The sequence below is a fragment of the Archangium minus genome, assembly GCF_044360475.1.
In the GTDB taxonomy this organism is placed as follows: domain Bacteria; phylum Myxococcota; class Myxococcia; order Myxococcales; family Myxococcaceae; genus Archangium; species Archangium minus.
In genome coordinates this window covers 4,816,272-4,838,238 of sequence record NZ_CP043494.1, presented here as the reverse complement: position 1 = coordinate 4,838,238, position 21,967 = coordinate 4,816,272, and the positions used below count along the sequence as shown (strand labels likewise).

Sequence of the window (21,967 nt, the reverse complement as noted above, 5' to 3'; positions counted from 1 at the left end):
CGGGCTGGGCCACTCTGGCGCGCTCGCCCGCTCAGATCCCCGGCGGCTTGCGCGGCAGGTCCGCGCTGAGCACGGCCTGCATCAAATCCACCAGGCCAGGCCACGCCTCGGCTGACAGCCACAGCCCTTCCGACTCGTGCTCGGCGTTCATCACCAGCGAGGAGGACTCGAAGAGGCGCGCGGCCACCACCCCCTCCTGAGGGAGCTTCCCGGACACCCGGAAGCGCTGCCCGTCCCAGCTCAACCCCTCCGGCATCACCTGGTCGAGCACCGTGCGCAGCGCGGCCTTTCCCCCGCCCAAGCGCAGCACGCCCTGCACCAGCGCCGAGGCCGTCCGGGACTCCTCCAGCTCCACCCGGCCCGGGGTGAGCAATGTCAGGTTGTAGCAGCCCGACGCGAGCTCCAACCGCTCGACGGCCACGTCCACCCGCAGCTTCCAGCCGGAGACCGCAAACCGCACGTCATAGGTCTGCGGCTGGTTGACCCAGTCCCCCAGCGCGAGCGCGCGCACGTCCCGCAGCGCCGCGCGTGTGAGGGCCTCCACTCGGGCGTGGGACAGCCGCAGCCGTCGACGGGCCACGTCCACCGCCACCTGACTGGACAACCCCGAAGGCAACTTCCCCACCCACTCCTTCGCACTCTCCCACCATCGCGAAGCACCGGTCATCGCAGCTCTTCCTCCTGGCGCACCTGCCCGTATCTGGCCCCGGACATGGCCCGGATTCAAGCGAAGCCACACGTCCTCCGATTGATACGGTCCCGGTCATGACCCATTCCCGCGCTACCCTCGCCGCGGCCCTGCTCGTCTCCCTGGCCCTGCTGGCCTCCGGTTGCGCCACGCTCCGAGCGAGCCCGTCCCCTCCTCCACCGCCTCCCGCACCGCTGGCTGCGCCCGCCCCGCCGCCGGGCGCACCGGCAGCCACAGCCGGCTCCGACGCCATCCTGCTCACCCTCTTCCCGCGCCACGTCGTGACCCTACGGGTTCCCCCCGACAAGCTGCGCGCCGTCAACCTGGCCATCGAACGCTCCGCGTGGGGTGCGTTCCACACCGAGTTCTACCCCACCCATGACTTCATTCCCGTTTGGAAGGAAACGCGGGCCAAGGTGCTCGACACGCAACCCTCGCCCTGAACGGGAAGTCCCCGTGTGTCCCCCGGCCCGCTGTGGTTAAATGATTCCAGGCATGACGATCGGTTCCCCAGAAGGTCCCCCCCCGCAGTGGCAGGAAGTCCACCGGACCGTCCTCTCCACCCTCGATGCGCTGGCCTCGTCCACCGGATGGATTCCCACTGCCGCGACGGTCGGCATCGAACCGATCTTCGAACGTGTGCTCCAACAGGTCTGCGGACCCCACGGCCTCACCCCCGCGGCCTACATTGACGTCATCACCAAGGACAGCGGGATGCGGCGCGAGGTCCAGAAGCGCCTCGCCCGGCTGATGGAGCACCCGGGGCTGGTGAGCATGCGCCGCGAGGCCCAGCGCCGCGAGGCCGAGCACCAGCTCCACGTCCTGCACTATGTCCTCTCGGGCCGGCAGCCCCCTGACTGGGTGTGGACGTCGCTCGATGAGGAGCAGCAGAACCAGCTCCGAGACGCGGCGGAGTCCGGCGATGAGCGAGATCCGGTGCTCCTCCCGCGCGTCCAGCGGGCCCTCCAGAAGCTGGCCACGGACGCCTCGAAGTACGGCCAGTGCGAGGACTGCGGCGACCCCATCATCCTGGAGCGCCTGCAGATCGTCCCCTGGGCGGAGTGCTGTGCCGCCTGTCAGCGCAAGCGCGAGGGCGTCCCGGACGTGCAGCCCGAGCCTCAGGTGGTCGTCACCTACTTCTGACCGCGAGCTCCCTCCACCACACGCTGGGCAATGGCGCGGCTGATGGGGTGTCCGAGCTTCAGCTCGACGTCCAGGTAGATGGGCGAGCTGTTGAGCTCCAGGAACACCCACGCGTCACCCTGGTGCTTGATGTCGATGCCCGCGAAGGTGAGGCCGCACGCGCGCGCCGCCTCCCGGCAGAAGCGTTGGATGGACTCGGGAAGTCGCACCTCGCGGTAGGAGGCCCCTCCCCCGCTGTAGATGGGGTCCGCCCGGAAGTCGAGGTGCTGCGCAGGCGTCTCGATGGCCACGCAGGAGACGATCTCCTCTCCCACCAGCATGATGCGCAGGTCCTCTCCGGGAGCCCGCTCCTGGAAGATGACGGGTGAGGCGGTGACGTCCTCGAGCCGCTCGAGCGCCTCGGAGTCCAGCACCCGGGTGATGGCCCCGCCCATGATGGGCTTGTAGATGACGTCCTTCACGCGGGCGTGGAAGGCGCGGATGGCGGCCGGGTCATTGGAGATGAGCGTGCGAGGCACCCGCGCCCCGAGGCTCCGCAGCACGTGGAGCTGGAAGGGCTTGTACTGCATGACGCTCGCCGCATGCGGACCGTTGACCAGCGTGACACCCTGGTGAGCGAGCTGGAGTAACCACGCCACGAAGTACGAGGCCCGCTCGCGCGTGTGCATGAAGGTGGTGAACCAGTCTTCGTAGAGCACGAGCTCGCCGTCACGCTCCACGGTGGGCGCATACGGCGCGGGGATGGCGCGGAGGTAGAAGCCCCGGATGTCGTCCACGGGCTCACCCAGGTAGAAGCCCTGCCCATCGAGCAGGGACAGCGGCAGGCCCCGCTCGAAAGCCTCGGGCTCGATGCACAGTGTATCCGCGCCGAGCGCCGCGGCCTCGCGAGCCACTGCCTTGCACTGCACATCCTCTGCCGCGCCAAAGATGCCGATCCTCAAGGCCACCCCCCCGGGAATGGGACCCCCACAGGGTCCGCGCCTTGCACACCTGGAAGATGAACATCGCAGGAGGGAGATGTCGTGACGAAGACGCGCAAAGGGCTGCCCTTCATCAAGTTCGAGTTGCCCAAGCTGAAGAAGCCCACGGACAAGCAGCCGAGCAAGCCCGACAAGCCCAAGCCCACCGATAGGCTGACCTCACTGGCGGTGGGCGAGGAGGGAGGCCATCACCGCTGAGGCATGTCCCCTCTCCCTTCGGGAGAGGGCTAGGGTGAGGGTATCGGGTGAACCCGGGTTGAACCCGCTGTCCACACGGAGGACCACGGGATGAAGAACGGACTCGGTTACCCTCACCCCCCGCCCTCTCCCAGAGGGAGAGGGAGCTAGGCACTGGTACGCAGAACCTTAAGGGCCTCGCGGAAGAGGGCCTGGAAGGCGGCCTCGTCGCCGAGCCGCTCGCTGGCGGACTCCGCGGCCTTCTCCGCCTGAGGCTGCTTGTAGCCAAGATTCACCAGCGCCGAGACCAGGTCCGCCATATGTCCGGACACAGGCGCGGCCGGCGTCGCCTGGGTCGCCACCTGCTCCAGGTGCAGCGTCTTCACCTTCTCCTTGAGCTCTAGCACGAGCCGCTCGGCCGTCTTCTTCCCCACGCCATGAATCTTGGTGAGACGCGCCACCTCGCCCCGGCTGAGCGCGGCCACCAGCTCCGGCACCTCCATGCCGGAGAGCACCGCCAGCGCGAGCCTCGGCCCCACGTGGGACACCGAGTTCAGCAGGAGGAACAGCTCCTCCTCGGGACGGGAGAGGAAGCCGAACAGCTCGAAGGCGTCCTCGCGCACCACGGTGCGCACCCGGACCTGCACGGGCTGACCTTCGGGAGGCAGCCGCCCCAACGTGAGCGAGGAGAAGAACACGCGGTACCCCACGCCCCCCACGTCGATGATGGCTTCCTCGAGACTCTTCTCCTGAACGGTGCCGCGCAGTGCCGCGATCATCGCGCCTCCGGTCGCCGATAGGACGGCGCCAATCTGTCCGTGAGCTGGGCCTGCGCCGACTTGCGCCGCGTCTTCGTCACCTTGACGCCCGCAGCCGGCACACCGGCCCGACCCTGATTGAGGTGGCAGATGGCCACCGCGAGCGCGTCGCTGGCATCCGCGCGCTCCAGAATCTCCACGTTGAGGAAGGTGCACACCATGCGGGCCACCGCGTCCTTGTCCGCGGCCCCGCCCGCGCCCACCGCGCGCTTCACCCGAGCTGGCGGGTACTCGTGCACGGAGAGCCCCGCCTGGGCGGCGGCCAGCAGCGCCACCCCACGGGCGTGCCCGAGGATGAGCGCACTGCGCGCATTCCGGAAGGTGAAGACGCCCTCCACTGCCACCGCCTGGGGCTTGTAGAGCTTCACCGCCGTCAGCAGCGAGCTGTGCAGCTCCTTGAGCCGCAGCTCCAGCGGGGCATCGGGGTCCACCTTGACGACGCCATGACCCACGTGGACCAGCCGGCCGCGCCGCTCCTCCACCACGCCATACCCCATGAAGCGGCTACCGGGGTCGATGCCTAGAACGCGCAAATTCCTCTCCGGGGACAACGGAACAGGGGTTCAGCCAGCCCTATAACGCGCGGGCCGCCCCCCTGTCGATGTGCCCGTCTCCCCCACTACGCGGAGAGCGACTCCATGAGGGCCTCGTCCATCTCGAAGTTGGCGTGCACGTTCTGCACGTCGTCGTTGTCCTCGAGCAGCTCCATCAGCTTGAGCATCTTCTTGGCGTTGTCGCCCTCGATGCGGACGGTGTTCTGCGGAATGTACGTCCACTTCTGCTCGCCCAGCTTCAGGCCTGCCTGCTCCAGGCTCGCGGCCACCGCATGCAGATCCGCCGGAACGGTACGTACCTCGAAGCCCTCGTCACCGTGGTTGAGGACGTCCTCGGCGCCGGCCTCGATGGCCTTCTCCATCACCAGATCCTCGGACGGGCCCGGCTTCACGGTGATGACGCCCTTCTTGTGGAACATCCAGTTCACCGAGCCTTCGGCGCCCAGGTTGCCGCCCTCCTTGGAGAACATGGAGCGCACGTCACTGGCGGTGCGGTTGCGGTTGTCGGTGAGGCACTCGACGATCAGCGCCACGCCCCCGGGGCCATAGCCCTCGTAGACGATCTCCTCGTAGCTCTCCCCCTCCAGCTCGCCGGTGCCCTTCTTGATGGCGCGCTGGATGTTGTCGTTGGGCATGTTGGCCTCGCGCGCCGCGACAATGGCCACGCGCAACCGGGCATTGCCCTCGGGGTTGCCTCCGCCCAACCGCGCTGCGACGGTGAGCTCCTTGATGAGCTTGGAGTAGAGCTTGCCTTTGCTCGCACCCATCGCGGCCTTGTACCGCTTGAGCTTCGACCATCGGTTGTGACCGGACATGGGGACGTCACGCTCCTGAGAGAATGCCGCGCCTTCTCCCTCGGACGGGGAGGCGAGTCAAACACCGATAACTCCCGGCGCGAGGCCGGGCCAGCCCGGGTCAGGCCGCCCGAGAGGGACCCGAGGTCTCGAAGGCCTCGGAGAAGGGCTCCTCCTCCTCCTCGGCGCGCAGGACCGGCTCGAAGAAGGGCGGGATGGACTGGGGCACCGGCTCGCGCTCGGCAATGAGGTTGGCCGGCACCAGCACTCCCTGGGCGTACAGGAGCGTCACCACCTCCAGGGTCGTGACCTCCGGCAGACTGCACTCCAGCAGGGCGGTGTGCACCGTGCGCTGCCCATCGAAGAGGCGGATGACCTGGCCCACGTCGTCGGGCAGGGACTTGAGCATGTCCGCCAGCCGCTTGAAGTCCACGGTGAGGCGAGCGGACAGGGGGATGCCCAGCGAGCACAGGGCGGAGAACCGCTCGGCGGCCGGCATGAGCAACGAGGCGTAGATCTTCAGGTTGAGCAGCAGCTTCCCCTCGGCGAGCGCCTCCCCGAACGACACGGCATAGGCGCCCGAGCCGAAGAAGAGCAGCCGACGGATGGCGATCAGCCCCCGCTCCCCATCGAAGGAGGCGTCCACCACGTGGCCCTGGCGGAAGGACAGCCAGCCCTCATTGTCGCGCAGCTCGACGCGGCCGGCGCGTGAGCCGCACAGCAGCGCGTGGAGCACCTGAGCCAGGGGCATGCGGAGGGTATGGGCCTCGTAGTCGGGAGCGAAGGCGCTGCGGCCCGCCTTCAGCCGGGCAAGCGACACCAGCACCTGCGGGGGCACGGGATGGAGGAGGTAGTCATCGGCACGCACGGCGTCGGCGCGCTCGCGGTGGTGGGGCGCCTCGTGACGCGAGAGCAGGTACACCGGGAGGTGCTCGGTGCGGGCGTCGTCGCGCAGCCGTGCGCAGAGGGTGAAGCCCTCCATGCCGTCTCCGCTGGCCTCGGCGGGGGCGATGACCAGGTGTGGCAACGGGCGGCCCTCGCCCAGCTCCCCGAGGATGTCCTCGATGGCCGGGGCGGCGAGCACCTCGAAGCCGGCGCCGACCAGACCCATGGCCAGCGAGGCGCGGGCGTCCTTGTCGGACTCGACGAGCAGGACGCGCGGGCGGAAACGGGTGGAGCGCCGCCGGGGACTCACGTCGGCGGAGGCGGAAGACGGGGTGGGCTCGAGGACAGTGGCGCGGGGCGTGCTGGCAGCCATGAGAAGCTCCTGGAGCGACAAGCCTGGGAGAGCGGACATCCACTTCCAGCAAAAAAATACGAGTTTCCGCGAAAGAAGACTACCGGGAAACGCAGGTGCATCCTGCTATACCTGATAAGAACGCGACGCTGGAAGCCAAGCACCTGAAATTGTTGGGTAACCGTCAAGCGCGGAGGGAAGGAAACGCTCGACGGGCCGGGGACGAAGCGCCAGAGTGCGCGGCCTATGACGCGACTGATGCTGGTGTGGACCCTCATGCCGCTGGTGGCAGTGGCGCAGGGAACGAAGGCGCAGGAGACGCAGCCGGCGCCCACGGCCGAGGCGGTGAGACTGGAAGCGAACCGAGAGAACTTCGGAGCGGTGGTGGCGCCGGCGGCGCTGCCCGATGGGACGTCGGCGGTCTCCGGGTGGGTGGGAGTGCCGGAGCTGGGCGTGGCGTACCGTCAGGGGACCGGGGGCTGGGAGCTGGGGGCGCGGGCGCGGTTCGACTACCTGCGGCTGTCGGTGACGGGGGAAGGCGTGGTGAGGCGGCAGCTCTGGACGAACGGGACCTGGGCGGTGGCGCCGGAGCTGGGGCTGGGGATTACGGGGAGCACGGGGAGCCGGTACTTCGACGAGCAGAACCTGGAAGGGTGGTTCCTGCGGCTGAACCCGGCGCTGGTGGCGACCTGGCGGGCGGCGGAGACGGTGTCGGTGGTGGGGCTGGTGGAGGTGCCGTACGACCTGGGGCTGAGCCCGAGCGGGACGTGGCGGGTGAAGCCGATGGCGGGTGGAGGCGCGGAGGTCTACCTCGGCGAGGACCTGTCGCTGTCGGCGGTGGGCGAGCTGGGCGTGGACGTGTTCAAGGAGCTGCGCGGGGTGACGCAGACGCGGCTGGGCTACGGCGTGCGCCTGGGCCTGGGCGTGCGCCTGTTCTAAGTCCCCTTCTCCGGCCTCCTCAGTGAGGAGGCGTGGCGTCCTTGGGGAGGCGCACCCAGAAGGTCGTCCCGTTCTCCTGGGTGCTCTCCACGCGAACGCTTCCGCCGTGTGCTTCGGCGACGCCCCTCACCAGGGTGAGCCCAATCCCCCAGCCCTTCTTTCCACTGACCTCCGCGCTCTTCGTGCGGGCGAAGTACTGGAAGAGCCCTTCCTGCTCTTGGGGAGGAATGGTCCTTCCCCAGTTGTGGACCGCCAGCTCCACCTGGTTGCCGTCCTCGCGCAGGGTCACGGTGACTCGGCCGGTGGGGTCGCCATATTTAATGGCGTTGCTGCAGAGGTTCTCGATGAGCCTGCGGAGCGCATCGGCATCCCATTTGCCCTGAAGTCGCTCCTCCCCTCGAAGAGAAAACCGCTCACCATGGACGGTCGCGAGATCCTCCAGCGTCCCGGCCACCACCTGACGGAGATCGCAGGGGGCCGCCACGATCGGCAATCCCTGTCCCGCGCGAATCCGGCTGGCGTCCAGGAGGTCGGTGATCATCTGGTCCGCCCGGTCGATATTGAGCTTCACCCTGGCGGCGAGCGCGTAGACCTTGTCGGGCAGGTTCGCCTGCCGGGGAATCAGCTGGGCGCTCATCTTCGCCGCGGTCAGGGGCGTCCTCAAATCATGACTGAGCGCCGACACGAATTGTTCGCGCAAATCTCTCTCCATCCGGAGCTGCGTCAGGGCGATCTCGGCCTCTTCCCTGGCCAGTTGCTCACTGGAGAGGCTCCTCGCGAGCTGTTCCTCGGCCGCCTTGCCCTGGGTGATGTCGAGAACGAAGGCGACGTTCTTGAAACGGTTCTCATCGAGAAATGCGGCCCCCAGGAGGATCCACACCACGCGACCATCCTTGAGGACGTATCGCTTCTCGTACGGGGTACAGACCCCCTCCGGGGATTCGAGCATCTCCCTCGCCGCGGCCTTGTCCTTCTCGAGGTCTTCCGGTGGCGTGATCTCATCCCATCGTACCTGGCCCGCCAGGATCTCCTCTCGTGAAGAGCCGATGAGCTGGGCGTAGTACTCATTCACGTCATACAGCCCCCCTCCGATGTCGCCGAAGACAATCCCGAGCAGGTTGGACTCGTAGAGCCGCCTGAACCGGGTCTCGCTCTGATTGAGCTCCGCCTCAACCCTTTTCAGCTCCGAGATGTCCTGGAAGACGAGTATGGCCAGAGCGGGCCGCCCATGCATGGGAGGCATCAGCCTGCCATTGAAGATGAAGGGGATGGAGCCTTCCGGCGTATGCCAGGTCACTTCGATCCCCGAGAACGTCTCGCCTCTGGCGACTTTGGCTCTCGGCAGCTCCGAGAAGGGGATGCGCCTGCCCCGCACATCGGTCGCGTAGTATTTCGTGTCATCCAACTGGGAGAGGTTGAGAGGGAGGGGGATCCTCAATCTCTTCGCTTCCTCGTTCCTGAACGTGAACTCCTTCGTGGCCGGATCGATCAGCGCCACGGGCACGGGGAGGCGATCCAGAAGAGCCTCCAACCACTTGCGCTCGTCATGTGACGCCGCCTCCGCGGCCTTCCGTACGGAGCTGTCGATGAAGACAGTGACAGCCTGGATGATCCGCCCCGCCGAGTCCCGGATCGGTGCCGCCGTGACGGACAGGTGTGCGAAACTTCCGTCGTCCCTTCTGTACAGCATCTCCTCATCCTTGACGGTCTCACCCTGGAGGAGTGCTCGGGCTATCGGGTACTCGTCCAGCCCGTAGGGAGTGAGATCCTCATGGACGGCACCATGCAGGGTTCCCTGTTCAGGATTCCCGGCGAGGGGAACAGGGTGCCCGAGGAGACGCTCCGCTTCCTGGTTGTAGTAGATGAACCGGCCTGATGGCGCTTCAATGAGGATGAGGCCCGCTGGCATCTGTTTCACGATCGCCTCCAGCGTCCTGCGCTCGGACTGGAGCGCTTCGTAGAGGCGCGCATTCTCCAGCGCCACCGCGGCCGAGGCGCGAAGTCCCTCGAGAAGTTCCAGGTCCTCGTGGGTGAAGGGCAGACCGCCCTGCTTGTTGTGGAGCTCGAAACAACCCAGGAGCTCTCCGGAGCGGCCAATAATGGGCAGGTCGATCAGGTTGCGAACGCCCATGGCTTTCTGAAGATGCGACAGGACGTGAGGATCATGGGCCGCATCGTTCGAGACATAGGGTTCTCTCGTGACCATCACATGACCGGGAACCCCCACCCCCGGCTCCAACACGGAGAGAAGGGGTTCGATGAGCTTGCCTTGCTGTCGCAGATACTCGGTGAAGATCATGCGTCCGTCGATCAATTGTCCCCAGGATCCCTCGGACGCGTTCACGAGCTCCAGGGACATCCGGACGAGACACCTCATGATGTGCTCAATCTGAAGGCTCGAATTGAGCTCCTGCGCGGCGGTCGTCAGGATCTCGAGCTGACGGGTGCGCTGCTCGAGCTGCGCATTGGCTCGTTGAAGCTCCTGTGCTCGACGAGAAATCTCCGCTTCCATCTCATGGGCACGGCTCTCGAGTTGCTCCGTGAGCCTGCGCTGCTCGAGTCCTCGCTCTTTGAGCTGGACGTATTCGGTCACATCCTCGACCCGGTGGATGATGAAGGAGACGTTGCCCGACTCATCCAGGAGCGGGGAGTTGACCGGAGACCAGTACCTGTCCTCGAATCCGCCTCCCTCCGACGCGGGGCGGCGGACGGGGTACTTCTGCACAGCCATGGTGTCCGTGGCCTTGCTCGCCAGGACGCGTCTCAGGGAAGCGCTCAGGTTCTTCGTCCCCGTGGCATGCGGGTCGTCCGGATTGTCGGGAAAGGCTTCGAAGATGTGTCGCCCCAGGATGTCTTCACGCCGAGCCTTCGTGGCGTGCAGATAGGCGTCACTGACGGCGACGATGATCAGCTCTGGATCGAGGATCAAGTAGAGGCCCGGGACGGCCTCGAAGAGGCGCCAGAACGTACGGTCGGAGAGATGCTCCCCTCTCAAGGAGGCACCCTGAAGGAACTCTTCCAGGTTCGCCTGCTCTTCCATCCTCTGTGGATAAGAACGTCACGGAGAGGTGGCCAGAGGGAGAGGCGGGACAACCCCTGTTTCACAGGGAGCGAGTGAGGAACCGCGGAGCCAGCCTCCTGGTAACCGGGGAGACGGATACGCAGGGTTACGGGCTCGCGCTCACCACTCCGGCAGAGGCGTGACGCGAGGCGTCCCGAGGAGCTCCAGGGTGCGCAACGCGACCCGGATGAGCGTCTGCGCGCAAGGCTCACAGCCCCCGCCGCAGCATCGGGGCCAATGGCCCTCGGGGTTGCGCAGGAGGGGCCGGACACAGGCCTCGTAGTAGCTGGGGAAGGACAGCTCCTCGCTGGCACGGCGGAGTGCGGAATCCATCTGCTCTTCGGTGAAGTCGGCCACGGCCCTATTTAAAGCACGCCCGGGGCACGACATTCGACTGCATCCAGCGCCTGCGGGACCGGTCAGGGCCCGCCCCCGTCCAGAGCCCGCCTCAGGATTCGCCCATCCACACTGATCGCATAGGTGGCCCCATCATCGAGCATACCGACGGTCCTTCCGCAGTTCTCCGGCTTGAACTCGATTCGAACGAAGATGACGTCGCCCTGTCGTAGGGCTCGGTACCTGAAGGAGACCTGCTTCTCACCACAAGGGAGACCCGTCGGGTCCGCCTCCAGGAGATCATCCGCCGCGATGCGGATGGCCTGGAGCGTGTATCCATCCAGGTCAGCCTCTGGTTTCAGGGTGTGATCGAAGACGGGGAGCTGGACGGACATGTCCTGGTACTCTGGCTGCGCTCTCTTGGGGACGCAGTTACAACCCAACAAGCCTCCCAGTACCTGGCAGGGCCGATGAGCACAGCCCACCAATGCCACGCTGCAGATCAGGAGAATCAATTTTCAGCCCATACACACATCTCCGGAAGCAACGCCGCGAGCTATCGAAGCTCGATTTCGAAATTCTCGGAATCCAGCCACCGCACCGTACCATACTGTTCCCGCCTCCACTCCTTCGCCTCCACGGTCCATTTCAACAACTCACCTGTGAGTGGGACATATTGGAAGAACCCATCACATGAGGCATGACCAACCCCACCCTCCGAAAAGAATGCGACGATACCAATTGGAATCTCGCGCTCACGTGTCTTGACAGAAAACCCGTGGATCTGCCCTTGCTCGACAATGAATCGGATGTCCCTGCGAGATAGCGCATCTCCGACCGGATGATTGTGAACCACAAACACCCAATACAGTTTGAAGTTCGGGTTGTTCGGGCTGACCGTGACAGCATTGGGCAGGGATAGGAGGCGCGAGCAGGCGGAGAGTAGCGCATCCGAGTACGTCTGGAATGGCCCAAAATCAGGCATTGGTCCAGCAACGTGGCTTGGGGCTTCGCCGGAGCGGATTCGGACAACTCCCTTTGGCAGCGGAGAGTTACACGCAGACGTTAGAAAAGTAGCCACAACAGCCCAGCGGCGCATCCAAGCTGTTGAACCCATTTTCTTTCTGGCGAAATCGGCCACGATCCCAACAAATCACAACCAGGAGATCGCGGATAGCCCCACGATTGGATCTTTACGACCCCCGGACCTCCACCTCGCGTACCAGTGGCGACACCTCGCTGACGGAAACCTTCACGTCCAGGAAGTGCGCGAACGTCTCGATCTGCGTCTGTGCATGTCCATCGAGCGGCAAGGTCCGGAACGAGCCTCCTCGTGCCAGCGCGAGCAACAGCATGAGCTGATCACACAGGTGCTCCCCCACAGGCACCCCGGCCTCCAGGTAGACCCGCGCTTCCTCCGCCACGGACTCGGCGATCGCCTCCGCTCGCACACCCCGCTCACCGAACGCGGTGAACACCTCGGTCACGTGCTCGCACTCCACCTCCAGAGTCAGCGCGTTCCCCGGCCCCGCCGAGCTCTTCACCTCCTCGACCTTCCGCTCCTCCTGGAACCACCCCAGCTTCCGCCCCACCGTCTCCAGCTCCCGCTTCGCCACCTCGTACGGCACCTGCGCGATCAGCGCCGTCGCCTGACGTCGCAGCACCTTTCCCCGCTCGGGCAGGTGCAGGGGCTTCAGCGGCGCGGGCTCCACGCTCACCAGGAATTTCCCTCCCCCCGCCGGGAAGAACCCGGGCCGCTCCAGCGTGGCCTCCACGCTCGGCCCCATCCTCCTCAGGAGCGGCAGGTACGCCTTCGTCAGGAAGTCGAACGGCGGCGCCGCTGGGTTGTGTGTTCCGCCCTCAAGCACCAACATCGACGGCCCGCTCGCCTTCAGCAGCGCCGGCAGCACTGTCTGCAGCACCAGCGTCGCGCTCCCCGCCGTCCCCACCGCGAAGTGGTACTCGCCTGCCTTCAGGCTTCTTGGCCGGAACGTCAGCTCCTTCGAGTGCAGCTCCGCACCCTCCAGCTCCGCGTCTCCTACTGCCGCTGCGGCCTTCACCGCGGTGAGGTGCTGGCGCAGCAGCCCCGGCTTCGAGCGTCCCGCTCGGATATTCACCATCTGGAAGGGCGTCCCCGTCACCAGCGACAGCGCCAGCGACGTGCGCAGCACCTGTCCCCCTCCCTCTCCCTTCGAACCATCGATGCGAATCATCGCTGACCTCTAAATCCGTTACACCATCACCCACGACCAGCCGTTCAATAAGTCTACGAACTGTAACTCTGATCCAAATCAACAGCAAAATCTCGAACACAAACAAGCTGCTTCCCAAGAAGCAGCACTAGCCCCTCTGCATCAATCAAATCAGTGACAGCTGACGCTCCATCTTTCAGAACCTTGCGGAGACGTTCGATGACCCTGCGCGCAAGGGACTCTGCCTCATCAATGTGCCGGTAGACGCCAGGATATTCACCACGCTCTCTGAGCGACTCAACCAGCGCTTCAACATTCCTTTCAATTGCATCGAGAGATGCAAGCGCAAACACATCCTCAGAACCAGACCAGGGCTCGCCCCTGGTCATTGCCGAGATCGCCACTGCGACCTTGCTCAAATGATAATCCAAGCCACCGAGAAGTCCCACCAAGGACACATGCTTAAACTTATCCCTATGCAATCGAACCTCTTCCTGCAAGGCAGATATAATCTCATCCAGGACCGCCACAATTACGCCATGCTGAGTTTCAGCAAGCTCCATACACAAGACTTTGCGCCTACTAACCCCGAGCAAAGAAAAAGAATACACCTCAAAACAATCGACACTCATGCTAGCACGAACAATACCTAGACAATCCTTATCCTCTCCATGACCTCGATCCGTAAGGTGGGCCACATCATTCCTAACACCTCTAACCATCCGCAAGGCGTCACGCGATTGACGCCCCACCTCTGAAAACCCCAGAGCCTCACACAAGTGGCCCAATGCGTTCTGCTGAAGATAAAGAGCTTGCACAAGTCCGTAATGAGCAAGGTATATGAATCCGGAATCAATATTTTCAGAACGCCTCAAATTTCCATGAGCAGATATAGCCCATCCGGCATCTGCAATGGCATCCAGAGCACTGCAAAGCTGGCTCCATTTGGCAGTATCTCGAAGCAATCGATGCTGCTTCCTTGGCGCATTGATCAGATCTCTGATCCGCGCCAACCTCATATCCAAACTATCGCCCTCTCGCATTGAACTCTCACCCATTCTAAATCCAGTGAATTTAAAACAACTCCCGAGCAAAGCTCTCCAACAAAAGCAACGTAGCAGCACTACCTTAGGAATTGAAATAGCGATGCCCGCTCCCTCATCCTAGCGACCGAAGTCTCGGAGAGAGCGGGCATCTCGATGTCTCTATCCCCTCATGCGTTTCCTCCCATGTCGGGTCCCCCCTTCTTCAGCCCTTCACGCACACCACCTGGCGCAGCGTGTGGACCACGTCCACCAGGTCCGCCTGCGCCGCCATCACCGCGTCGATCGGCTTGTAGGCCCCGGGCGTCTCGTCGATGACCTCCGCGTCCTTGCGGCACTCGATTCCCGCCGTCGCCTTCGCGTGGTCCTCCAGCGTGAAGCGCCGCTTCGCCGCCTCGCGCGACATCACCCGCCCCGCCCCGTGGCTGCACGACTCGAACGCCTCCGCGTTCCCCTTCCCTCGCACGATGTACGAGCGCGCTCCCATGCTCCCCGGGATGATCCCCAGGTCCCCCTCTCGCGCCCGCACCGCCCCCTTGCGCGTCACCAGGACGTTCTTCCCGTAATGGTGCTCGCGTGACACGTAGTTGTGGTGGCAGTTCACCGCCGCCTCCGTGAGCTCGAACTCCGGCAGCTCACCGCTCGCCTTCAGCGCCTCCACCACCGAGCGCAGCATCAGCTCGCGGTTGGTCGCCGCGTACTCCTGCGCCCAGCTCACCGCGTGCAGGTAGTCCTCGAAGTGCTCCGTCCCCTCGGGCAAGTACGCCAGGTCCTGCTCCGGCAGCTGGATGAAGAAGCGGCGCATGTCCTCCTTCGCCAGCTCGATGAAGTGGCTTCCGATCCGGTTCCCTACCCCGCGCGAACCGCTGTGCAGCATCAGCCACACCTGGCCGGCCTCATCCATGCACACCTCGATGAAGTGGTTCCCCGTCCCCAGCGTCCCGAGGTGCCCAAGGTCCGGGCCACGGTCGATGCGCGGGTGCTTCGCGATGATGGCGTCATAGCCAGGCTTCAGGCGGCCCCAGGCCTCGCGGTGCATGGCAGGCGCGTCCTTCCACGCACCCCGGTCGTTACGGCCCCCGTTGTCGGTACGGCCGTGCGGCACCGCCTGCTCAATCGCCGAGCGCACCTTCCCCAGTGAGTCCGGGAGCTGCTCCGCGCGCAGCGTCGTGCGCACGGCGATCATCCCGCAGCCAATGTCCACACCCACCGCCGCCGGAATCACCGCGCCCGCCGTCGCCACCACGCTCCCCACCGTCGCGCCGAACCCGCGGTGCACGTCCGGCATCACCGCCACCCACTTGTGGATGAACGGCAGGGACGCCATCGCGCGCAGCTGCTTCTTCGCCTCGTCCTCGAACGGCACCCCCACCGTCCACGCCTTGATGGGCACCCCACCCGCCTCGTTCGACAGAACCTCGTAGTTGCGCTGCGTCTGCATGACCGTCTCCTTCAGTCCGTTCGCCTCGGCCGTGCCGGGCACGCGAGGCGGTAAAGCAGCCCGCGTGCCAGCCCCTCTCCCGAGGGAGCACACGATTCCCCTGCCCGTCTGCTTATCCTCCAGGATAAAGTCCTATCCCCATGGCGAAGATTCGGGCGCACGAGACGGTGGTCATCGGGATGCTGGGCTCCATCCTCGATGCGGGGCGGGGCCCCAAGCGCTGGGAGAAGTGGCGCCCCACGGTGGCGCTCTGCCAGCAGGAGGACCTGCTGGTGCACCGCCTGGAGCTGCTCCATCAGAGCGCCCATGCCGAAATGGCGAAGCAGGTGGCCGAGGACATTGCCCAAGTGTCACCGGAGACGCAGGTGCGCCTGACCGCCATGGACATCCAGAACCCGTGGGATCTCGAGGAGACGTACACAGCGCTGCTCGACTACGCGAAGGCCTACCCCTTCCAGCCCGAGCAGGAGGACTACCTCGTCCACATCACCACCGGCACGCACATCGCCCAAATAACGATGTTCCTCCTGGCGGAGAGCCGGCACATCCCCGCGCGGCTCATCCAGACCTCTCCGCCGCCCGCGGGGAGGGACTACGGCGGCCCGGGCTCCCACACCCTCATCGACCTGGACCTGTCGAAGTACGACAAGCTGGCACGGCGCTTCCAGCAGGAGCAGCGCGAGGGCCTGTCCTTCCTCAAGGCGGGCATCGACACGCGCAACCCGGCCTTCAACCGGCTCATCGAGCGGATTGAACAGGTGGCCACGGGCTCGCGCGCGCCGCTGCTGCTCACGGGGCCCACAGGGGCCGGCAAGTCCCAGCTCGCCAAACGCATCTACCAGCTCAAGAAGGCACGGCGGCATGTGAGCGGTCCCTTCGTGGACATCAACTGCGCCACCCTGCGCGGAGATGGGGCCATGTCCGCGCTCTTTGGCCACGTGAAGGGAGCCTTCACCGGAGCGCTGGCGGACCGGCCGGGGCTCCTGCGCCAGGCGAATGGTGGCGTGCTGTTCCTGGATGAGATTGGCGAGCTGGGCGCGGATGAGCAGGCCATGTTGCTGCGAGCGCTTGAAGACAAACGCTTTCTCCCTGTGGGCTCGGACAAGGAGGTGGAGAGTGATTTCCAGCTCATCGCCGGCACCAACCGGGACCTGCAGGCAGAGGTCGAGCGCGGGCGCTTCCGGGAGGATCTGCTGGCGCGCATCAACCTGTGGACCTTCCGGCTGCCGCCCCTGCGCGAGCGGCCCGAGGACATCCCTCCCAACCTCCTCTACGAGCTGGACCTGGCCTCCCAGTCCATGGGGACGCGGGTGACGATGAACAAGGAGGCCCAGGAGCACTTCTTGCGCTTCGCCACCTCGCCCGAGGCGCACTGGAGCGGCAACTTCCGCGACCTCAACGCAGCGGTGCTGCGGATGGCCACGCTCGCCCCCGGTGGGCGCATCACCCGCGAGGGCGTGGATGAGGAGCTCGAGCGACTGCGCGCCGCGTGGTCCAGGGGCGGGCCCCGGAGGGAGGCCCCGGTGGACCTCGTGGTGCGGGTGCTCGGCGAGGAGCGGGCAGCGGAGCTGGATCGCTTTGACCGGGCACAGCTCGCGGAGGTGCTCGAGGTGTGTCGCCAGGCGCGCTCACTGTCCGACGCAGGGCGAGCCCTCTTCGCGCAATCGCGAGCACAGAAGAAGAGTGTCAATGACGCGGACCGGCTGCGGAAGTACCTCGTCCGATTTGGTCTGAGCTGGGCCGATGTGACGGGACGAGCGCTCACCGAAGAAGCCTGAACGGAGCCCCGCTCTCGGCCGCCCGACGTACGGCCTCGCACCGGCGTCACATTCCTCACGTCTGTCTCTACCGCTTATCGACAACGGATCACTCCACAAGAGCGACCCGAAGAGCCGGGCTCCGCCTTCGGCTCGAGGAAACATGCATGACTCGCGCTCATGATCTCCCCGCAGCCGTGCAGTGGCACGAGGGAATGCTGCTCGCCCCCCAACACTTCCAACAGCAGGACCGCCGCTACGAGGCGCTCCTCCACCTCCATCTGGGTCTGGCCATGCCCTTCCACTGGGGCGTGAGCCAACTCCAGTACGACCGTTCGCTGCTCTTCGCGGGCACGCTTCGAATCCTGGAGCTGGAAGCCATTCTCCCCGACGGGCTCGTCATCTCCCACCGCGCGAACACGGAAGGAGGGTTGCAGCTCTCGCTCGGCGGCCTGAAAGGAGTGGACTGGCAGCACCCGGTGCGCATGCACGTGGCCGTTGCCTCCGAACAGCGTGGGGTCCCCGGCCCCGGCCGCTTCGTCTCCACCACGAGCGAGCCGCTCGTCGACGAGAGCACCAGCGACATGCCCCTGCGCATTGCCCAGCTCCAACCACGGCTCGAGCTGTTCGCGAACATCCCCCCCGCTGGATACAGCGCGCTCCCCTTGCTCAAGGTCCGCCGCGAGCACGAATCCTTCTTCGTGGAGGAGTACCTGCCCCCCCTGATGGCGGTGCCCTTCGACTCGCCGCTCGGAGAGCGGTGCGACCGGCTCACCCTGCGCATCCGGCAGAAGGCCGCCAGCCTGGTGGAGGCACTCCGGGCCCGGACAGCCGAGCCCACGCAGCTCGCGGAGAACCAGCAACTGTTGCGCTGGCTCGTCGCCGGGCTCCCCGCCTTCGAAGCCGTGCTTCGCTCGGGCACGCCCCACCCCTTTGGCCTCTACCTGGCGCTGTGCACACTGGCCGGCCACCTCGCCCCCCTCAGCGAGAGCAGGATTCCGCCCGCCTTCCCGGCCTACGAGCACCTGGATCCGCTGCGCTCCTTCGATCCGGTCTTCTCCTTCATCGAGGGCACACTGGAGGAAGGCGTCTCCGAGGCCTACACCCGCGTCAAGCTCGACGCCGAGGCGGGCGGCTTCTCCACGCGCTTCCTCCCGAGCTGGATGGGCCGTGAGCTGGTGCTCGAGGTCCAAGGTGGGCCCAACATCCCCCGTCAGCAGCTCCTCGGGTGGGTGGCCAGTTGCCGCATCGGCTCGGATGGCCGTCACCGGCTCATGCGTGAGACGCGCACGCTCGGGGCCCGCCGCGAGCTCATCGAAGGCCGCCCGGGCCTGGTGCCCCGCCCCCACTCGCTCCTGTTCTCCCTCGAGGCCAATCCCACCTTCATCCGCTCCGATGAACGGCTGCTGCTCGAGAACACCCTCGAGCCGCGCGAGGTCCAGACCCCCTCCGTCATCTCCCTCCTCATCCGCAAGGAGAGCTGAGCCCTCATGCCCATTCCAGACATCTCCCCCCCGTCCTCCGAGAGCACGCCCCTCCTCGACAGATCCCGAGTCCTGTTCGCGGAGATCCTCCAGCTGCGCCAGCAACTCCAGGCCATCTCCACCCCCACCCGCTTCAACAGCAGGTTCACACCGGGCCCTACCGTCGAGGAGCTCCGCAGACAACTGATCCAACGCGTGCGGGAACAGACCAGCCCCGAGGGGGCGCCGCGTGGCTCGCTCATCGAGCGGCACCTCGAGGAGTGCCGCTATGTGCTCACTTCCTTCGCCGACGAGATGATGGTTCACACGCCCTGGTATGGCCATGAGGCCTGGCGCGAGAACCTGCTCGAGGACGAGCTCTTCGGCACCCACGTCGCCGGAGATCGGCTCTTCGAGGAAGTGGAGCGATTGTTGCGCGAGAGGGATCCGGCACGCGCGGAGGTGGCGGCCGTGTACCTGATGGCGCTCGCACTCGGCTTCCAGGGCCGATACCGGGGACTCGGAGCCGAGGCCTTGCTGCAGGATCTGCAACGCCAGCTCTTCACCCAGATCTGGCAGCGGCGCCCCGAGCCGGACTCGCCCACCCGCCAGCTGGTGGCCCAGGCCTACGAACACACCCGGGATGAGCGGACGGATCAGCGCTTCGAGCGCCGCTGGCCCTGGACCACCGCCATCGCCGCCGTGCTCGTGAGTGCGTTCGCCATCGGAGGAATCCTCGTTGGCACGCACTCCTCCGGCCCCTCGCAACCCGTCACGCAGGAGTACCGCCCATGAACGCCCGGCACTCACCTCTCGACACGACACTGCGCCGGATGGGCGCGACCGGCCGCCACCGGGAGCGGCGCTATCAGGTCCCCTGGCTCATGGTGGTGGGCGAGCCGGGCTCGGGGCGCACCTCGCTGGCGGCGAGCATCGACCTGCGCCGCCCCTACGGCTCTCCCACCCAGAAGGAGATGGCGAAGGACGGCTGGGGTGTCTGGCTCTTCGAACAAGGCGTCGTGCTCGACATGCCCGCCATCACCGATGAGCCCACGGAAGAGTGGCGCTCCGTCATCTGGCGCTTGCGGCGCATCCGCGGTCAGCGGCCCATCGATGGACTGATGTTGGCCGTGCCCGCCACCAACCTGGTCGGCCCCAAGGCGCTGGACGAGGTTCAGCTCGATCGCAAGGCACAGGCCCTGTTCGAGAAGTTGCAGTCCCTGCGCGGCGAGCTGGGCGTCCGCGTCCCCATCTACGTCGTCATCACCCAATCGGACGCCATTCCCAGGTTCTCCGCCTTCTGCCGCACCCTGCCTCCACGAACGCGGGACGAGATGCTCGGTTGGTCCAGCCCGCACTCTCCCGAGGAGGCCTACGCGTCCGCCTGGGTGGACGAGGCCTTCCAGGACATCCATCAGGCGCTGAGCCAGCTGCAACTGGAGCTGCTCGCGGATGGGTGGGGAGAGGCCTCCGATCGCGAGGATGCCTTCCTCTTCCCCACCGAGCTGCGAAAACTGGCCGAACCGGTGCGGCGGCTGCTCGACGTCCTGTTCCAGTCCACGCCCTACACGCGGCCCTCGATGCTGCGGGGACTCTATTTCTGCGGAGACCCGGAGGCCGACGGCGCCACCGGGGGCAGCGGGAAACGGGCCTCCGGGCTGCGCTCTCCGGCGTTCGTCACCCAGCTGGTGGAGTGCAAGATCTTCCCGGAGAGCGGTCTCGCCGGCCCGGATCCGGAAGCCGCGCGCAGCAACCGGCGGAAGATCGCGACGCTCAAGACCGTGCTCGCCGCCTGCGTGCTGCTGGCGATGGGCGGCCTGGGGGTGACGTGGGCACAACTCCGCCCAGCCGAGGTGGCGACAGTGGCGAAGACCCCGGTCCACCCCCTTCCCCCAACGAAGACAGCCGCGAGCACACCGCCACCCACACCGCCACCACCGGAACCCAGGCCGCAGACAGCTCTCCCGGCCGAGACGAAACCCACGCCCCCGCGAAAGCCTCCCCGGCCGAAGCGTGTGCCCCAGATCGTCCGCCCAGAGCAGCAGGCCCCGAGCACACCTGTCTGGGATGACGCCCCGCCACCCCAGGTCACCCGGCCGACTCACGTCTGGGATGACGCCCCGCCACCCAAGGTCACCCGGCGGACTCACGTCTGGGATGACGCCCCGCCCCCCCAGCCTGAAGCGGATACCTCCGCCCATGGGTATCAACCATGACGGACGCGACCTCCTCCTCTCCGCCAGACCTGCAGTCACTCCTGCAACCCATTTCTCCCGAGGCCCCCTCGGGGCGGAACCTTCGCTACGAGACGATCTACGAGCGCATTCGCGAGGCACGCCGCGAGGAGGATCCCTCCCTGCCTCAGGGCGTATGGCAGGTCTCACTCAAACGGGCCGACTGGGCGCAGGTGAGCGCGCTCTGCCAACAGGCCCTGGCTCGCGAATCCAAGGATCTCCAGCTCGCCGTCTGGCTCACGGAGGCCTGGGTGATGCAGCAGGGATTTCCCGGCTTGCGGTGGGGGATGAACCTGTCCACCACGCTGGTGGAACGATTCTGGGACTCGCTCTGGCCCACTCTCGATGACGGCGATCCAGAGGCCCGGCTCTCCCTGTTGAAATGGCTCGATGACAGGCTTTTCATCGCCCTGGGCAAACAGCCCCTCATCCGGCCACCCGCCCCCGGAGCCGCGACGTATGGCTTCGCGGACTGGCAGCAGCTCCTCCTCCGGGAGAAACAATCCGGCAGACAGGAGGCGGAGCAGAAGGCGCAATCGGATGGCACCGATCCGCCCCCGTTGACCCGGGAGCGGTTCATGGCCGCCGCCTCCCAGATACCCGCGCCCACCTTCGCCGCGCTCGCACAGCAGCTCACGGATGCTCTCGAGGCCATCTCCGCACTGGAGCAGGCGCTCGATACGCGGCTGGGCCAATCTTCCGCGGCCCTCCGACGGACCCGAGCCGTCCTGGGTGACATCCAGGCACTGCTGGCCCCGCTGAAAGGCAATTCCTCTCATTCCCGGCGAGAGGCCCCACCGGAGGCCACACCCGAACCGGGGGCCCTGCCCCTGCCTTTCGGACCGGGGCAGGTCCCGAGCGTCATCCAGAGCCGGAACGAGGCCTACCAGCTCCTCGGGCTCGCAGCGGACTACCTGCTGCGCACCGAGCCCCATAGTCCCGTTCCCTACCTGGTCAAGCGCGCCATGGCCTGGGGACAACTGCCTCTCGACAAGCTCCTGGAGGAGCTCGTCCCCGACTCCTCCAATGTGGAGGCACTCCATACGCTGCTCGGCATGAAGCAGCGGGAATAAATCCGTCGTTCAAAATCACAAATCAGCGCGCCCCACC

The 21,967-nt window shown here is 66.1% G+C and carries 22 protein-coding genes; 9 read left to right on the top strand and 13 right to left on the bottom strand.

Features of this window, described 5'->3' with window-relative positions; genetic code table 11:
• Positions 1-31: 31 nt before the first annotated feature.
• Positions 32-667, bottom strand: a complete 636-nt coding sequence (locus tag F0U60_RS20070; RefSeq protein ID WP_395822361.1) for a hypothetical protein — start codon at positions 665-667, stop codon at positions 32-34.
• A gap of 98 nt (positions 668-765) precedes the next feature.
• Between F0U60_RS20070 and F0U60_RS20065 the strand changes: the two genes are divergently transcribed.
• A complete protein-coding gene (locus F0U60_RS20065) occupies positions 766-1,131 on the top strand; it encodes a hypothetical protein (RefSeq protein WP_395822360.1) in 366 nt (121 codons plus the stop codon).
• Positions 1,132-1,183: 52 nt separating this feature from the next.
• Positions 1,184-1,831: a TraR/DksA family transcriptional regulator gene (locus F0U60_RS20060; RefSeq protein WP_395822359.1), complete on the top strand. Its 648-nt coding sequence runs from the start codon at positions 1,184-1,186 to the stop codon at positions 1,829-1,831.
• Here the strand turns inward: F0U60_RS20060 and F0U60_RS20055 are convergent.
• The gene (locus F0U60_RS20055) at positions 1,822-2,772 is read right to left on the bottom strand and encodes a RimK family alpha-L-glutamate ligase (RefSeq protein WP_395822358.1); all 951 of its coding nucleotides are present in this window, start codon (positions 2,770-2,772) and stop codon (positions 1,822-1,824) included. The genes F0U60_RS20060 and F0U60_RS20055 overlap by 10 nt on opposite strands.
• An 81-nt stretch (positions 2,773-2,853) precedes the next feature.
• Here F0U60_RS20055 and F0U60_RS20050 point away from each other — a divergent pair, with 81 nt between their 5' ends.
• Positions 2,854-3,009, top strand: a complete 156-nt coding sequence (locus F0U60_RS20050) for a hypothetical protein (protein ID WP_395822357.1) — start codon at positions 2,854-2,856, stop codon at positions 3,007-3,009.
• A gap of 146 nt (positions 3,010-3,155) precedes the next feature.
• Here F0U60_RS20050 and ruvA read toward each other — a convergent pair whose 3' ends face one another.
• From ruvA to F0U60_RS20030, 4 genes are all read right to left on the bottom strand, one after another.
• The gene (ruvA, locus tag F0U60_RS20045; RefSeq protein ID WP_395822356.1) at positions 3,156-3,767 is read right to left on the bottom strand and encodes a Holliday junction branch migration protein RuvA; all 612 of its coding nucleotides are present in this window, start codon (positions 3,765-3,767) and stop codon (positions 3,156-3,158) included.
• Entirely contained in the window at positions 3,764-4,339 is a 576-nt protein-coding gene (gene ruvC, locus F0U60_RS20040; protein ID WP_395822355.1) for a crossover junction endodeoxyribonuclease RuvC, read from the bottom strand. Before ruvC ends, ruvA begins: the two co-directional genes overlap by 4 nt.
• An 86-nt stretch (positions 4,340-4,425) precedes the next feature.
• Positions 4,426-5,175, bottom strand: coding sequence for a YebC/PmpR family DNA-binding transcriptional regulator (locus tag F0U60_RS20035; RefSeq protein WP_395822354.1), 750 nt, complete (start codon positions 5,173-5,175; stop codon positions 4,426-4,428).
• A gap of 100 nt (positions 5,176-5,275) precedes the next feature.
• Positions 5,276-6,412 carry a response regulator gene (locus tag F0U60_RS20030; RefSeq protein ID WP_395822353.1) on the bottom strand — a complete coding sequence of 379 codons (1,137 nt, stop codon included), beginning with the start codon at positions 6,410-6,412 and terminating at the stop codon, positions 5,276-5,278.
• Between the two features lie 225 nt (positions 6,413-6,637).
• On the opposite strand from F0U60_RS20030, the gene F0U60_RS20025 reads away from it, so the two are divergent.
• Positions 6,638-7,330, top strand: coding sequence for a hypothetical protein (locus tag F0U60_RS20025; RefSeq protein WP_395822352.1), 693 nt, complete (start codon positions 6,638-6,640; stop codon positions 7,328-7,330).
• Positions 7,331-7,349: 19 nt separating this feature from the next.
• On the opposite strand, the gene F0U60_RS20020 is transcribed toward F0U60_RS20025, so the two are convergent.
• The 7 genes from F0U60_RS20020 to F0U60_RS19990 form a co-directional block, all read right to left on the bottom strand.
• Positions 7,350-10,325, bottom strand: coding sequence for a PAS domain S-box protein (locus F0U60_RS20020; protein ID WP_395822351.1), 2,976 nt, complete (start codon positions 10,323-10,325; stop codon positions 7,350-7,352).
• Positions 10,326-10,511: 186 nt separating this feature from the next.
• Positions 10,512-10,724, bottom strand: a complete 213-nt coding sequence (locus tag F0U60_RS20015; RefSeq protein ID WP_395822350.1) for a hypothetical protein — start codon at positions 10,722-10,724, stop codon at positions 10,512-10,514.
• A gap of 86 nt (positions 10,725-10,810) precedes the next feature.
• The gene (locus F0U60_RS20010; RefSeq protein ID WP_395822349.1) at positions 10,811-11,122 is read right to left on the bottom strand and encodes a hypothetical protein; all 312 of its coding nucleotides are present in this window, start codon (positions 11,120-11,122) and stop codon (positions 10,811-10,813) included.
• A 161-nt stretch (positions 11,123-11,283) separates the two neighbouring features.
• Entirely contained in the window at positions 11,284-11,868 is a 585-nt protein-coding gene (locus F0U60_RS20005; RefSeq protein WP_395822348.1) for a hypothetical protein, read from the bottom strand.
• Positions 11,869-11,920: 52 nt separating this feature from the next.
• Positions 11,921-12,940, bottom strand: a complete 1,020-nt coding sequence (gene rtcA / locus F0U60_RS20000) for an RNA 3'-terminal phosphate cyclase (RefSeq protein ID WP_395822347.1) — start codon at positions 12,938-12,940, stop codon at positions 11,921-11,923.
• Positions 12,941-12,993: 53 nt separating this feature from the next.
• Positions 12,994-13,977, bottom strand: a complete 984-nt coding sequence (locus tag F0U60_RS19995) for a hypothetical protein (RefSeq protein WP_395822346.1) — start codon at positions 13,975-13,977, stop codon at positions 12,994-12,996.
• A gap of 190 nt (positions 13,978-14,167) precedes the next feature.
• Complete coding sequence (locus tag F0U60_RS19990) at positions 14,168-15,403, bottom strand: RtcB family protein (protein WP_395822344.1); 1,236 nt, start codon at positions 15,401-15,403, stop codon at positions 14,168-14,170.
• Between the two features lie 140 nt (positions 15,404-15,543).
• On the opposite strand from F0U60_RS19990, the gene rtcR reads away from it, so the two are divergent.
• From rtcR to tssA, 5 genes are all read left to right on the top strand, one after another.
• Complete coding sequence (gene rtcR / locus F0U60_RS19985; protein WP_395822342.1) at positions 15,544-17,181, top strand: RNA repair transcriptional activator RtcR; 1,638 nt, start codon at positions 15,544-15,546, stop codon at positions 17,179-17,181.
• Between the two features lie 146 nt (positions 17,182-17,327).
• Positions 17,328-18,644, top strand: coding sequence for a type VI secretion system baseplate subunit TssK (gene tssK, locus F0U60_RS19980; RefSeq protein ID WP_395822339.1), 1,317 nt, complete (start codon positions 17,328-17,330; stop codon positions 18,642-18,644).
• A 6-nt stretch (positions 18,645-18,650) separates the two neighbouring features.
• On the top strand, positions 18,651-19,418 hold the full coding sequence (locus F0U60_RS19975) for a DotU family type IV/VI secretion system protein (protein WP_395822337.1): 768 nt from the start codon (positions 18,651-18,653) through the stop codon (positions 19,416-19,418).
• Positions 19,415-20,839 (top strand): type VI secretion system protein, encoded by a 1,425-nt coding sequence (locus F0U60_RS19970; protein WP_395822335.1) that lies wholly within the window; start codon positions 19,415-19,417, stop codon positions 20,837-20,839. Before F0U60_RS19975 ends, F0U60_RS19970 begins: the two co-directional genes overlap by 4 nt.
• Positions 20,836-21,930 (top strand): type VI secretion system protein TssA, encoded by a 1,095-nt coding sequence (gene tssA / locus F0U60_RS19965; RefSeq protein ID WP_395822333.1) that lies wholly within the window; start codon positions 20,836-20,838, stop codon positions 21,928-21,930. The genes F0U60_RS19970 and tssA overlap by 4 nt, the downstream gene beginning before the upstream one ends.
• Positions 21,931-21,967: the final 37 nt, after the last annotated feature.